Source organism: Candidatus Protofrankia datiscae (genome assembly GCF_000177615.2).
In the GTDB taxonomy this organism is placed as follows: domain Bacteria; phylum Actinomycetota; class Actinomycetes; order Frankiales; family Frankiaceae; genus Protofrankia; species Protofrankia coriariae.
In genome coordinates this window covers 1,769,638-1,783,716 of record NC_015656.1, presented here as the reverse complement: position 1 = coordinate 1,783,716, position 14,079 = coordinate 1,769,638, and the positions used below count along the sequence as shown (strand labels likewise).

General features: G+C 70.6%; 9 protein-coding genes and 2 pseudogenes. 5 read left to right on the top strand and 6 right to left on the bottom strand.

The genetic code is table 11. The features are described from left to right. Positions 1–23: 23 nt before the first annotated feature. Entirely contained in the window at positions 24–2,525 is a 2,502-nt protein-coding gene (locus FSYMDG_RS07405) for a DEAD/DEAH box helicase (RefSeq protein ID WP_013872941.1), read from the top strand. A gap of 228 nt (positions 2,526–2,753) precedes the next feature. Here FSYMDG_RS07405 and FSYMDG_RS07400 read toward each other — a convergent pair whose 3' ends face one another. Further along, on the bottom strand, positions 2,754–3,380 hold the full coding sequence (locus tag FSYMDG_RS07400) for an NADAR family protein (protein WP_013872940.1): 627 nt from the start codon (positions 3,378–3,380) through the stop codon (positions 2,754–2,756). Positions 3,381–3,596: 216 nt separating this feature from the next. Further along, positions 3,597–4,121 carry a hypothetical protein gene (locus FSYMDG_RS22885; RefSeq protein WP_131789561.1) on the bottom strand — a complete coding sequence of 175 codons (525 nt, stop codon included), beginning with the start codon at positions 4,119–4,121 and terminating at the stop codon, positions 3,597–3,599. 99 nt (positions 4,122–4,220) lie between these two features. Between FSYMDG_RS22885 and FSYMDG_RS07390 the strand changes: the two are divergent. After that, positions 4,221–5,099: pseudogene (locus FSYMDG_RS07390) on the top strand (exodeoxyribonuclease III); the annotation flags it as partial. Between the two features lie 322 nt (positions 5,100–5,421). Here FSYMDG_RS07390 and FSYMDG_RS07385 read toward each other — a convergent pair. From FSYMDG_RS07385 to FSYMDG_RS07375, 3 genes are all read right to left on the bottom strand, one after another. Continuing rightward, entirely contained in the window at positions 5,422–5,961 is a 540-nt protein-coding gene (locus tag FSYMDG_RS07385) for an Hsp20/alpha crystallin family protein (RefSeq protein WP_013872937.1), read from the bottom strand. Positions 5,962–6,037: 76 nt separating this feature from the next. Continuing rightward, positions 6,038–7,516, bottom strand: coding sequence for an ABC transporter permease (locus tag FSYMDG_RS22880; protein WP_013872936.1), 1,479 nt, complete (start codon positions 7,514–7,516; stop codon positions 6,038–6,040). 5 nt (positions 7,517–7,521) lie between these two features. Continuing rightward, positions 7,522–8,499 carry an ABC transporter ATP-binding protein gene (locus tag FSYMDG_RS07375; RefSeq protein ID WP_013872935.1) on the bottom strand — a complete coding sequence of 326 codons (978 nt, stop codon included), beginning with the start codon at positions 8,497–8,499 and terminating at the stop codon, positions 7,522–7,524. 259 nt (positions 8,500–8,758) lie between these two features. Here FSYMDG_RS07375 and FSYMDG_RS07370 point away from each other — a divergent pair, with 259 nt between their 5' ends. The 3 genes and pseudogenes from FSYMDG_RS07370 to FSYMDG_RS24185 all read left to right on the top strand — a co-directional run. Continuing rightward, entirely contained in the window at positions 8,759–9,538 is a 780-nt protein-coding gene (locus tag FSYMDG_RS07370) for a chorismate--pyruvate lyase family protein (RefSeq protein WP_013872934.1), read from the top strand. A 729-nt stretch (positions 9,539–10,267) separates the two neighbouring features. Further along, positions 10,268–11,245, top strand: a complete 978-nt coding sequence (locus FSYMDG_RS07365; RefSeq protein ID WP_349304123.1) for an ATP-binding cassette domain-containing protein — start codon at positions 10,268–10,270, stop codon at positions 11,243–11,245. Then, positions 11,242–11,955: pseudogene (locus tag FSYMDG_RS24185) on the top strand (ABC transporter permease subunit); the annotation flags it as partial. The gene FSYMDG_RS07365 and the pseudogene FSYMDG_RS24185, both read left to right, overlap by 4 nt. Here FSYMDG_RS24185 and FSYMDG_RS28115 read toward each other — a convergent pair. Continuing rightward, positions 11,891–14,071 (bottom strand): hypothetical protein, encoded by a 2,181-nt coding sequence (locus FSYMDG_RS28115; RefSeq protein ID WP_013872931.1) that lies wholly within the window; start codon positions 14,069–14,071, stop codon positions 11,891–11,893. The pseudogene FSYMDG_RS24185 and the gene FSYMDG_RS28115 overlap by 65 nt on opposite strands. Positions 14,072–14,079: the final 8 nt, after the last annotated feature.

The following is a 14,079-nucleotide window of genomic DNA, read 5'->3' as shown; positions in this document are numbered from 1 at the left end:
CATCGGGCACGATCGGATGCACCATGACGCTCGCCGACCGCCTGCCCCCGCATCCCGACCCCGACAGCATCTTCGACGCGTTCACGGAGTGGACGCAGAAGCAGGGGCTCACCCTGTACCCCGCCCAGGCCGAGGCCCTCATCGAGGTGGTGACCGGATCCAACGTCATCGTGGCCACCCCGACCGGGTCCGGCAAGAGTCTGGTGGCCACCGGCGCGCACTTCGCCGCGATGGCCCACGGCCGGCGCAGCTTCTACACCGCGCCCATCAAGGCGCTGGTGTCGGAGAAGTTCTTCGCCCTGTGCGCCACGTTCGGCCCGGGCAACGTGGGGATGATGACCGGGGACGCCGGCGTCAACGAGACCGCCCCCGTCATCTGCTGCACCGCCGAGATCCTGGCCAACATCGCCCTGCGGGACGCGGCGGCCGCCGGCGTGGGGCAGGTCGTGATGGACGAGTTCCACTTCTACGCCGACCCCGACCGCGGCTGGGCGTGGCAGGTGCCGCTGCTCGAGCTCGCGGACACGCAGTTCGTCCTCATGTCGGCGACCCTCGGGGACGTCCGCCGGTTCGAGGAGGACCTGACCCGCCGGACCGGCCGGCCCACCGCCGTCGTCCGCTCCGCCCAGCGTCCGGTGCCACTGTTCCACCACTACGTGACCACCGCGCTGCACGAGACGCTCGAGGAGCTGCTGAGCACCCACCAGGCGCCGGTCTACGTCGTCCACTTCACCCAGGCGTCGGCGCTGGAACGCGCCCAGTCGCTGATGAGCATCAACGTGTGCAGCCGGGCGGAGAAGGACGCCATCGCCAGGACGATCGGCGGGTTCCGGTTCGCCGCCGGGTTCGGCCGGACGCTGTCCCGCCTGGTCCGCCACGGCATCGGCGTCCACCATGCCGGCATGCTGCCGAAATACCGCCGGCTGGTGGAGCAGCTCGCCCAGGAAGGGCTCCTGAAGATCATCTGTGGCACCGACACCCTGGGTGTGGGGATCAACGTGCCGATCCGCACGGTCGTGTTCACCGCGCTGTCCAAGTACGACGGGACGCGGACCCGCCACCTCAGCGCCCGGGAGTTCCACCAGATCGCCGGGCGGGCCGGCCGCGCCGGCTACGACACCGTCGGCACGGTCGTCGTGCAGGCGCCCGAACACGTCGTGGAGAACGAACGTGCCCTGGCCAAGGCAGGGGACGACCCGCGCAAGCGACGGCGGGTCGTCCGCAAGAAGCCCCCGGAGGGATTCGTCTCCTGGGGCCCGGCGACCTTCGAGCGGCTGGTGGCCGCCGAGCCCGAGCCTCTGACGTCGAGCTTCGCCGTCAGCCACGCCATGCTCCTCAACGTGATCAACCGGCCGGGCGACGCCTTCGCCAGCATGCGCCGGCTGCTCACCGACAACCACGAGAGCCCGCCCGCCCAGCGCCGGCACATCCGCCGGGCCATCGCCATCTACCGGGCGCTGCTCGCCGCCGGCGTGGTGGAGAGACTCGCCGTGCCGGACGAGACCGGACGCACCGTCCGGCTCACCGTCGACCTGCAGCTCGGCTTCGCCCTCAACCAGCCGCTGTCTCCCTTCGCTCTGGCCGCCCTGGAGCTGCTCGACCGCGACGCGCCCGACTACGCGCTGGACGTGGTGTCGGTCGTCGAAGCCACCCTGGACAACCCCCGCCAGGTCCTGTCCGCCCAGCAGTTCAGGGCGCGCGGCGAGGCCGTCGCCCAGATGAAGGCGGACGGCGTCGAGTACGAGCAGCGCCTCGAGCTGCTGGACGCCGTCACCTATCCCAAACCGCTGGACGACCTGCTCGGCGCCGCGTTCGAGACGTACCGGCGCGGCCACCCGTGGGTCGCCGACCACGAGCTCGCGCCCAAGTCGGTGGTGCGGGACATGTACGAGCGTGCCATGACCTTCGCCGAGTACATCGGGTTCTACGGCCTGGCCCGCTGCGAGGGGCTGCTCCTGCGCTACCTGTCCGACGCTTACAGGGCCCTGCGGCAGACCGTTCCCGAGGAGGCCCGGACCGAGGAGCTGACCGACCTCACCGAATGGCTGGGGGAACTGGTCCGCCAGATCGACTCAAGCCTGCTGGACGAGTGGGAGCGGCTGCGCAGCCCCACCCCGGACGGGCCGCCCGTGCGCGTCGACGCCCCGCCCCCGGCGGTCACCGCCAACGCACGCGCGTTCCGGGTGCTCGTCCGCAACGCGCTGTTCCGCCGGGTGGAGCTCGCCGCGCTGCGGCGCTACGAAGACCTCGGCGCGCTCGACGCGGACGCGGGCTGGGACGCCGACCGGTGGGCGGGGGCGCTGCGGCCGTACTTCGACCTCCACGACGAGATCGGCACCGGCCCCGACGCCCGCGGCCCCGGACTTCTGATCATCAACACCGAACCGGGCCGCTGGACGCTGCGGCAGATATTCGCCGACCCGGCCGGCGACCACGACTGGGGCATCAGCGCCGAGGTCGACCTCGCAGCCTCCGACGACGCCGGCACCGCCGTCCTGCGCGTCACCGCCGTCGACCAGCTCTGACGCCCCGGCCGCGCCACCGCAGCCCTGCCCGGGAGGCACTCCGAATCCCCTGACGCTCTCCTGACGCTCCCGGAGCGCGCAAGAAAGACGATCACGGCAGTGAGGGAACAAGTGGCTGCCACAGCAACCACTTACGTACTCACTCCGGCAAGGGGGAACGGGGGACGGGCGGACGCATCCGGTGGGTCGGGTGCGGCTGTTCGGGCGTGCTCGTGGCCGGAGGTGTGATCATGTGGAGTCATGTGACGCGGCGTCACGCAGCATGGCCCGCACCCGCATGAGGGCGAAGCCGAGCAGGTTGCGGCCGGGCCAGGCCGAGGGCCGGTGGGCGCGGTTGTCGTCGGCGGCCAGGCCGATGCCCCACACCCGGTCCAGCGGACTCGCCTCGACCAGGATCCGGTCCCCCGTGCCGAACAGGTAGTTGCGCAGCGACGGATGCTGGGAGAACTTCGCCGCGTTGCCCTGGACCACGATGTCGAAGCAGTGCTCGTTCCACACCGTCTCGTCGAAACCGCGGACCTGCCGCCCGTGCTTCTTCGCGGCGGCGGGATCGGAGGTGGCGAGCACCCCCCGCGCGGCAACAAGATCGCCGAATAACCGGGCCTTGCGTTCCATCATGAAGTGCTCGGCCGTGGGGTAACGCACCCCGTTCACGGTGAATGCAGACGGCCACCACTGGCTCAGGCATCCCGTACCGACACTGCGGCCACCACCGCGCGGTGACCGGTGACCCCAGAAGAACAGAAGATCCAGTTCCTGCCCGGCCTGCTCCAGCAGGACCAGGTCCTCGACTTGGGACGCGTTCTGCGGTGTGGTTGGTCTCTCCGGTGTGGTTGGCGTGGTCGGTATGGTCACGGCCCTGATGGTCGCACGAGCGGCCCGGCCCTCAACAGCGCTTCAACGGCATTCGTCCGAGCGCGAACCAACCCGAACCCAACCGCCGCGGGCATCAACGACCGCGGGCATCCGGCGCGAAGATGGCAAAACCGGCCAGCCGCCGGCCGCCACAAGCGCTGTGACTACCGCAGGTACTTGCCGATCACCTCAGGTGTCGGCCGCTGTGAGCGCTGGTCACCCTGAGCACTTGTTGTCGATCCAGTCGGCGAGCTGCCCCCGAAGCTCGAGATCCCCGGGGTTGTGTGACACCTGGTCGGCGAGCTGCCGGACGTTCCCGTCCGGCGCGAGATCGCGGACCGTCAGGGCGACCAGCCGGGCCACGTCCACGCTCGCGCGCACGTCCGCCGCCCGGGCCTCGATCTGCGAGCAGAGCGTGTCGGTGCCGGCCTGTCTGGTCTCCTCGGACACCGCGCCGCAGCCGGCCAGGCCGACGGTCATCGCCACGACGGCGGCCGTGGCGGCCAGCCGGCCGACCAGCAGGGTACGTCTGGGAACCCGGGTTCGGCCGAACATCGGGGCTCGACCGGACGCCTGAACCTGGCCGGGAGGCTGGGCGTGGTCGGAAGCCGTAGTGGGCATGGTCCGGTCTTCCTCCTGGCGTTCGGCAGGCCGCCAGCTCCTGGCGCTGCCGCGGGCGATGTCCCGGCCGATCGTAGCGATCGCCTGGCGGCCGGCCGCCGGCAGCGGCCAGCAGCCCACGCACCGGTCCGTGGGCACCGGGCGCCGCCGGCCCGTGGCCATCGGTTCGCGGGTACCACTGTCGTCAGGGGCGGCGCCGACGGACTAACGTCGGATGGTGTGCGGGTGGCAACCTGGAACATCAACTCGGCGAAGGCGCGGCAGGCCCGTCTGATCGAATGGCTGGACCGGGCCCAGCCGGACGTCGTGTGCCTCCAGGAGACCAAGCTCTCCGACGCGGCCTTCCTCGAGCTCTTCGACGAGGATCTCTTCCGGCGCGGTTACCGTGTCGCCCACCACGGTGACGGACGCTGGAACGGCGTCGCGATCTTCTCACGGGCCGGGCTCGACGACGTCGAGGCCGGGCTCGCGGACGGCCCGGGCTTCCCCGCGCCCGAACCGCGGGCGCTCGCCGCGACCTGCGGCGGCATCCGGATCTGGTCGCTGTACGTGCCGAACGGGCGCGCGGTCGACGATCCGCACTACGCGTACAAGCTCACCTGGCTCGCCGCGCTGCGCGCGTCCGTTGAGAAGGCCCTCACGACCGCTCCGGTGATCGCCTGCGGCGACTTCAACATCGCTCCGACCGATGCCGACGTCTGGGATCCCGCCGCCTTCGCCGGTGCCACGCACGTCACCGACGCCGAGCGGCGGGCGCTGCGTGAGCTGACCGACCTCGGCCTGGTCGACGTCATGCGCAGACGCTGGCCGGACGAGCAGGTCTTCACCTACTGGGACTACCGGGCGCTGATGTTCCCGAAGAACATGGGTATGCGTATCGATCTCCTCCTCGCCAGCGACAGCCTGGTCGACCGGGTACGCGCGGTGTGGGTCGACCGACAGGCCCGCAAGGGCACGGGCACCTCCGACCACGCGCCGGTGATCGTCGACCTTGACGAGGCACCGGACGGCGACATCGGCCCGATGGTCCCGCCCCCGTCCCCACCGCGGGCGGCCGGCACCCGGCGCCGCGCACCGGGAGGCCCGGGACGGACGGGGGCGGGACGAACCGCGGCGGAACCGAACGCGCCAGGCCGCCATCGCGCCGGCCCCGACACCGCCGGCCCAGGTGTCACGAAGCCGGACGTCACCAGCCCGGATGCCGCGGATACGGGCACCCTGGAGGCGGGCGGCACGGATACCCGAGCGAACTGACCGCCGCGCCGGGGCACGGAGGACCGGCCCGCGGTGCGGCCCGGTGACAGTTCAGCGATGGCAGTTCAGCGGTGGCCGCCCGGCGGCGCCGCGGAGCGTTCCGACACCACCGGGCGGCAGGTCGCCGCCGCGGTCGACTACCCGCGGTCAGCGGCCCGGCATCCGCTCAGGACTCGACCGCCGGCGTGTGCCCAGGCTCGTCCGAGTGGCTCTCCGAACTGTCAGCCGACCCGGCGCCCGGCAGCGCCGAGGACGCGCCCGGGTTGACCGGGATGCGCGTCCCGTAGGCGGGCGCGAGCGCGCCCGCGAGCCGGACCGACAGCACGCCCTTGTCGTAGGTCGCGGAGATCTGGTCGGCGCCTACTCCCTCCGGCAGGTTGAACTCGCGGTGGAAGGCGCCGTACCGGCGTTCCCGCACGACGACACGCCCGCTGTCGCTCTCGCGGGTGTCGGCGCGCTCACCGCGGATGACCAGCCGGCCGCGCTCCAGTTCGACCGTGACGTCCTTCTCGATGTCGGCGCCGGGGAGCTCGAGGTGGACAACGACATCGTTACCCTCGGTAACCACGTCTGCCAACGGAGCGAAGCCGAGGCGCGGTATCCGTGCCCGCTCGGGGGCGGCGTCCCAGCTACGCCGGACGATCTCGTGGAACTCGCGGTCCAGACGACCGAAGGCAGCGAACGGCTCCCACAGGTAGGTGCTCATGGCTACTCCCTTCCTTCCAGCGTCGACCCCTGCACCGGCCAACTACCAACCGAAGGCTAACATCACCGGATCTGGATCATCTCAGTGTTGTTGAGTCTAGCAGACTCATACTTATGAACGAGCACTGAAGCAGTACAGTTCCCGACGCCGTGGCAGACTCTCCGGCCCGCCGGTCAACACCCGGCCCGTACGGCGTCGCCCCACCTGACGTCGCCCCACCCGACGTCGCCCCACCCGACGTCGCCCCACCCGACGCCGGCCCACCCGACGCCGGCCCACCCGGTACCGACAGCGGATGTGGCCCGCACGAGGCTGTCTCACCCGGACCGACCAGCACCCGACCGCCGATCGTTGCGACCACCTGCCTCAGCTCCGCTCCCACCGGCCAGACAGGTCCGACTGGACGCGACAGGGCAACAAAGATATTAAAAGTTATAAAAAGGCATGAAATATGGACAACACGACAGCGGAGCAAGTGGAACAAAAAGAACAAAAGGCAGCAGCGCAAAAGGCCATACGGCCGTGAGCGGGCAGACGAACGGGCAGACGAACGGGCGGAGCAGCGCAGCGGCAGGCGGGACAGCCAGGCGGCAGGCGGCACGAGGGCAGCGCCGTGGAGGTGCCAGGACAGCGACCGCGGCGCGGTCACGAGCCGATCCGAGCCGGTCAGGCGTCCCGCGACCATCGACCACGCCCCACCGAGCAGCACGAGCGCCGTGTAGACGCCGAGCAGCGCGATGCTTCCCTCGGCGGACAGGCTCATGGCCGGTGGGTTCACGGTGACGACCGAGACCGCCATCGTCGCCGGCAGGTAGGGCAGGACGTCCTCCTGCAGCTCTCCCGGCAGGAACTGGACGGCGATCTGCAGCACCACCATGACGCCGAACAGGACGCTCAGCGCGCCCGCGGTATGGCGGATGACCGCCGCGAGCCCAAGCCCGATCAGCCCGATCAGCGTGAGGTAGGCCGTGGCGCCGAGGACGATCCGGACGATTTCCGGATCACCGAAGGATGCCTGCTGGCCGGTCGACCGCAGCAGCTGTTGCCCGAGCACGAAGGCGACCAGGCAGGCGACGAACGCGCCGACCACCACCACCCCCGCGAAGACCACGGCCTTCGCCGCGAGCACGACCAGCCGGTTGGGGACGGCCGCGAAGGTCGTCCGGATCATTCCGCTGCCGTACTCTGAGCTGATCACGAGAACGCCGAGCACGCCCAGCGCGATCTGGGCCATGAAGATCCCGCTGAGGCTGAGCGCGGCCGGCTCCCCGCCGACGTCCCCGCCCTGGTTGGCGGTTGCCCCGCACGCGATCGCGGCCAGGCCGACGGTGATGACGAAGGCGGCGAACAGGGTCCAGTACGTCGACCGGACGGTCCACAGTTTCGTCCACTCGCAGCGCAGGGCGTTCCCGAACGTGTCACGCCGGCCCGTCGCCGCGGACGGCCGGGGCGGGACGGCGCGGCCGGGCTGGTCGGCGGGCAGCCCCGGCGGTATGCCGTCGACGAGGCTGGTGGGCGGGCCTGCGAGGTCGCGGGGTGTGGCGTCCGGGGGCATGGCTGTCAGGGCCTCGATCCGACGGTTGTGGGTGTGCCGGGGGATGCGTTGGGAGAAATGGCCTGGAGCGGGTCCAGCCCGGTCCGGTAGTCGATCGAGTCCCGGGTCAGATCCATGAAGGCCTCTTCCAGGGAAGCCTGCTGGGTCGACAGTTCGTGCAGGACGACACCGTGGGCGGCAGCCAGTTCACCCACCGCGGGTGCGTCCATCCCCAGCACCTCCAGGGCCCCGTCCGGCCCGGGCTGCACACGCACGTCCGCCCGGTCCTGGGTCAACAGTGCCGACAGCTGCCCGGCCTGCGGCGAGCGCACCCGGACCCGGTTGCGCGAACTGCGGGAAAGCAGGTCCGTGACGCTCGCGTCCGTGACGAGCCGACCCCGTCCGATCACGACGAGATGGTCGGCGGTCAAAGCCATCTCGCTCATCAGATGACTGGAGACCAGCACCGTCCGTCCTTCGGCGGCCAGCTGCTTCATCAACGCGCGGATCCACCGGATACCTTCTGGATCCAGGCCGTTCACAGGTTCGTCGAAAAGAAGCACACCTGGATTGCCGAGCAACGCGGTCGCCACACCCAGGCGCTGTAACATCCCGAGCGAGAATGTGCGGATCCGCCGGCGGGCGACTGTGGCGAGGCCTACCATTTCCAGCACGGTGCTGACCCGGGACGGGCCGATGCCGTTGCTGCGCGCGATACACAGCAGGTGGCTGGACGCGCTGCGTCCACCGTGCACGGCACGCGCGTCCAACAGCGCTCCAGCCTCGCACAACGGTCGCCGGATCGACGCGTACGACCTGCCGTTGACCCGGACCTCGCCCATGGTCGGCAGGTCCAGGCCGACGACGGCGCGCATCGTTGTCGACTTTCCCGCTCCGTTCGGTCCGAGGAATCCGGTGACTCGGCCGGGAAGAACCTGGAACGAAAGGTCGTCCACCGCGACGGTCGAGCCGTAGCGCTTGGTCAGCCGATCAACTTCGATCATCTGTCTCCGTCCGGACCGCGTGCAAACTGCCGGATACCGACCATAACCACCGGCCGACTCCTGCCTGAGGAAACCCCAGGCGCGGCCACCCGGGATACCCGTTGTCCTCCGGCCGACACCGGTGGCCGGGACGATGGCGTCGGTTGCCCGATAGTGCCGGGCGCCCGACCGGCTTCCACCTGCTACGGCCGGTCGTCACCAGCGATGTCGACCAGCGTCGACACGACTGGCAATATAGGTACATGATACCGTTTTTTATGTGCTTTCTTCCTATGAAGGTCGAATATCGAAATATAGCGAGGCCACCGCCAATAAGATCATTGTTGGCGAGTGGCCGGCCGCGCGCGTCGGATCAACGCCGGCCCCGGTCACGGAGCTCTCCACCGCCGAGTTCTCCACCGCCGACGCCACCGCAGCGGGCGCTCTGGAGACCAGCCCCCTTGAGCAGCTGGTGTTGCGCGGTGACGGGCTGACCACCACGTCACTGGAAATTCTCACCGGCCGTCGCATCACTGTCCGTATACGTCGTCAGCAGCGCTTTCCGCTGACGACGCCGAGCCAGCGCGGCTACGCGGCGGACATCCGGGGAGTGGACAGCGGCCCCCGGTTCCACGAACTCGCCATCCGCACCCATCGTGACACCTACGCCGACATCGGGTTGCGCGATCTCGACGGCAGCCCCGGAGACGAGCTCCTGGTCCGCGAGGTGCTTCTCACCAGCGACAACGGTGTCGTCCACGGGGCGGCGTCCCTGCTCGCCATCACCGACAGGCTGCCGGCCGACGTCGTGCGCGCGCTGGACACCGAGGAGCCCATCGGCAGGCTGCTCATGCGGGCCGCCCTGCCGGTCGTCCGTGAGCTGCGGTCATGGGGACGACTGCCGGCCGGCGACTTCGCCACCCACCTCGGGTCTGCTCTCAGTGCGCAGTCCCGGGTGCCGGCCCGGACCTACCGGATGCTCGACATGCGGACCGGTCGCCCCCTGACGCTGATCACCGAGTGGTTCTCCCCCCACCTGTTCGGCCACGACCCGAGCTGACTACGCCGGCCTACGCCGGCACCGGTCGCGCCGACACCGGTCGCGCCGACACCGCGGCACCAGCCATGCCGCGACGCGCGGCCGCCCGGTCACTCCATATCGTCACCTGAAGCGGCTGCGTCGTCATGCCTGCTCACGGGATGCCCGCTCACGGGTCCTCTCCCGGCCTGCCCAGGCCCACTCGTGGCTCACTCACAGCCCGCCCAGGCCCATTCGCGGTCCGCTCGCGGTCCATGCGCGCGGGATCTCCACAGCCGGACCGGTTCTCGGCGAACCGGCCGGACACCAGTGGCCGGACCGCCGGGGACGCCGGCGCACCGACTGGCGTGACCGACCGGTAACCCGGGAACACAGAAGCACGGGACCGTAGCGGCACCGCTACGACAGAGGCCTCCCCTACCTGTCGCTAGTTACGATAAGTGATATCGATCACATTTTTTGCTACCGTAAGAAACGAGCGATCGTCGTTAAGCACAACTCGTTTCCATCCGTTACGCTCTGTTCCATCAATCTCCATCAACGCCAGCCCGGCCAGGCAGCCGCCCCCACCCGGGCCGGACGCCAAGGACCTGAGGAGGCAACCACGTAATGACGGCGGAGACTCCGGCGAGACCGCCGCGGACACGACGGGGATCACGACGCCAGGCCCGCACCGATCTGCCCCGCCCCCCGGCTGACGCCGCCATCTGGAGCCAAGGGCTCACCCGGTGCTACGGCACCCGGCGCTCGGTGGACAGGATCGACATCCACGTCCCAATGGGAGCGCTGTCCGGATTCGTCGGGCCGAACGGTGCCGGCAAGACAACCACCCTGCGGATGCTCCTCGGGCTGATCAAGCCCAGCGCGGGACACGGTTTCGTGCTCGGGCATCCGATCGAGCGGCCCGCCGAGTATCTGTCCAGGGTCGGAGCCATGATCGAAGGTCCGACTTTCCACCCTGGCCTGACCGGGCGGGCCAACCTGCGCATGCTGGCGCGGCTGCGCAGGCTGGGCCCGGAGCGCGTTGCCGAGACGCTGTCCATGGTCGGCCTCGCCAGCCGGGCCGACGACCGGTTCGCCTCCTACTCCCTCGGCATGAAACAGCGGCTGGGGATCGCCGCGGCCCTGTTGCCGCGTCCCGATCTGCTGGTGCTCGACGAACCGACCAACGGGCTCGACCCGGCGGGCATCCGCGAGATCCGCTGCCTGCTCAAGGACCTGGCCGGAGGACGCATGACAGTCTTCGTGTCCAGCCACCTGCTGTCGGAGGTCGAACAGATCTGCGACCACCTGGTGATGATCAGAGACGGGCGGCTGCTGTTCCAGGGCCATGTGACCGAACTGCTCGCCGCCGAGGACCCACGGCTCGTCCTGACTCCCGAGTACCCCTGTGACGCGGCACGGCTGGCCGCCCTGCTGGGTGACCACGGTCTACGGGTCGATCCACCCGAGCGCTCGCCGGACGGCTCGGTCAGCGTGCACGCCCCGGAGGGCTCGGCGGCGAACCTGAACAGGATCGCCATGAGCGCCGGTATCGCGCTGCGGGCGCTGCGCGCGTGCCGGCCCACTCTGGAGGAGACGTTCCTGGTCGCGACGGGGGGAGTCGACGGGGACCTGATCCCCCGCAGTCGCAGCTCTCCGGACGTCCCGACGAAATCTCCGGACGCCCCGGCTGACCTGCTCACCGCCAGGGCCACCGCATCGACCGCCGCTGGAGGGAACTCATGACCGCGGCACTGCGGGCCGAATGGATCAAGCTCGGCCGCTCGCGTTTCTTCTTCGGCACGTTGGCGGCCGTCGTCTCGGTGGCCGCGCTCGGCGCGATACTGACCATGCTCTCGATCGGACGTCGCGACTACGACGGGGTGCCCGTCACCGCGACCGCCATGTCCCGTCCGGACGGGGTCATGCAGGGGCTGGAAGCCGTCAGCATCCTGCTCGGCGTGGTCGGGCTCGCCGTCACCGCCGCTGTCATCGGCGCCGACTACACCCAGGGAACCCTGCGTAACCAGCTCATGGCCCAGCCGCATCGGCTCCGTCTGCTGACGGGCAAGTGCCTGGCCCTGGTGACGTTCATAATGACGATGATCGCCGCGGCCACCGTTGTGGCCGCGGCCGCGTCGTTCGCCATAGCTCCGATCCGGGGGGTGGACACCGCTGCCTGGCACAGCCTCGCCGGCCTGACGGAGATCGGTAAGGGCTACCTGAACGTGCTGGCCTCGTCCCTGGGATACGCGACCCTGGGGCTGCTCGCAGGGGTCGTCTTCCGCTCCCCCGCCGCCGCGGTGTCGGTCGCGGTCGCCTACGCGCTGCCGCTGGAGATGCTGGTGTCACGGATCTTCAGCCCGGCCGAGAGTTGGCTGCCCGCCCGGCTCATGGACACCCTGGCCTCGGGTGCACAGGGATACCGGATCGCCTACGAAGCAGCCGGCCTGCGCATTCTGGTCTTCTGCGCCGCCGCGGTCGCGGCCGCCCTGGTGCTGTTCGCGCGCCGCGACGTGACGTCCTGACCCGCATCAGCCACTGGTCGAGTTTGAACGGCGGGTACGGCCACGCGATGGCGTCCAGGACCAACTGGTTGACCGGCAGCCACATCACCCGGCGTCGCGCGTCGACGGCACCGCGCCGCAGGCCGACATAGCGGTTGGACGGCCCGCGCAGACGGCCCAGCCCGATGTCGATCGGCTGACCGACCGTGAACGTCATCCGCCTGCCCCGCCCGGACGGGCGGACGGCCCGCAACGTGCCGTCGAGGCCGGCCAGCACGACCGCCCCGCTGGCCGGGTCGAACACGATGCTGCGGACCAGGCCGCCCGAATCGGTGCCCGCCACGAAATACTCCGGTGGGTTCGCCACCCCCCAGCCGCGCCACGGCCAGCCGTCGGTCGCCGGGGCGCGGGTGACCAGGCCACGGTCACCGTCGATCTTCGGATAGACCGCGAGCGTCGCCGCGCGCAGCCCGTCCGGGCGGGTGCGGGCGACGTACAGGGTGCCGTTGTCGTCGAAGCACGCGGTCTCCATACGGGAGCCGTCCACAGCGGCCCGTACCGCGGCGCTACAGGGAGTGATCGTCCCGCTCCCCTGTCCCGCGCCGCCCGCCGAGTAGGAGAACTCCTGGATCGGGAAGGAGACCACCTGGTGGTCGGCGGTCCGGCAGTCACTGATCAGCACGAAACGCTCGTCGCCGGCCGTGGACGTGGGGTCGGTGACGACCTCCCGGGGGTTGACCACCACCGGTACGCCGAAGACCTGGACCTCCGGGTACTGCCAGGACGCGCGTACCCGGCCCGCGGTGTCCACGACCAGCAGCGCCCCCTGGTCGGTGCCCAGGGTCGAGGACCCGAAGTACTGTGCGATCACCAGGTGGCCGCTGGCCGGCAACCGGGCGATCGCGGCCGGGCCGCGCGACCACCGCTGCTCCCCGCGGCCTTCGTGCGGAAAGGCACTCGCGGCCACCCCCGGCAGCGCGGTCGCCGCGAGCTGGTCGGTCGTCCACGACCGCGTCGGATCGTAACTCCAGGGCTGGCCGGGAGCGGGACGACGGATCTGCCCGAGCGCCGGCAGTTCCCCGTACACCGCCGTGTCCCAGCCGAAGTACGACACGGCCGAGACGAACATCACCCGCTCGTCCGGGCCCGAACCGGTCACGATCACGTCGGCGACATCGGCGCCGCCGACGCCGCGGAACCCCGCGTCGGCCCGGGGCAGATGTGTCCGCCCGGTGGTCGACGGCACGACCAGCCGGGTGAAACGCATCGGGCCGGGCTCGAACACCGCGATCTCCATCCCCGTCCCGGTGGGCTGGGCCTGGTTGTCCGAGAACGGCGTGGTCGCGGTGAAAACGGTCCCGTCGGAGGTGACGGTCGACATGTAGGCGGCCTGGCCAGGGCCGAAACCCCAGCCGGGCACGTCCACCGTGACGATCCGGGCGCCCTCGGCGTCGTCGTGGAAGCTGTCGAGGTCACCGAAGCTGCCGGGCGCGCCGAACAGCGCGAGCGCGCCCATGTCGGCGGTATCGCCATGATCGTAAATACGCTCCGTGCCGAACAGCAGCCTGGCCGTGCCGGCGAGCGCGCCCAGCCCAGCCGTGGTCGCGCCGGCCACCATCCAGCGACGGGTCACGCCCCGCCGCCACGCCCGCGACTGTTCCGGGCATGCGCACGTATCCGCGCGTTCCTGGCACTCCCCGCATTCCTGCTGCTCCTGCTGCTCCTGTCGGGTCGCGTGGACGCCGTGGGATGCCGCGAGGACAGGGGGGGCGGTGACCGGCGCGGGGGTCGCGGACGCCGGCGCGGAAGCAGCGGGGGGAACGGCCACCGGGACGGACGGTCCGTACTCCACCGGATCGGCTGAGTCGACCGGATTGACCGGGCTGACCGGATTGGCTGGGCTGACCGGGCTAGCCGGACGACGCCGGGAGCGGAGCGGGATCCACTCCCGGGGCGAGACCGTCGGTTCGCCCCGGCTCGCCGGCTGGTCAGGCCGGTCGCCGGCGCGGGGGGATACGTCACCGGGTGTCGGCGTGTGCCCCCCCGCTGTGGAATCCCGACCCATGCCTCCCA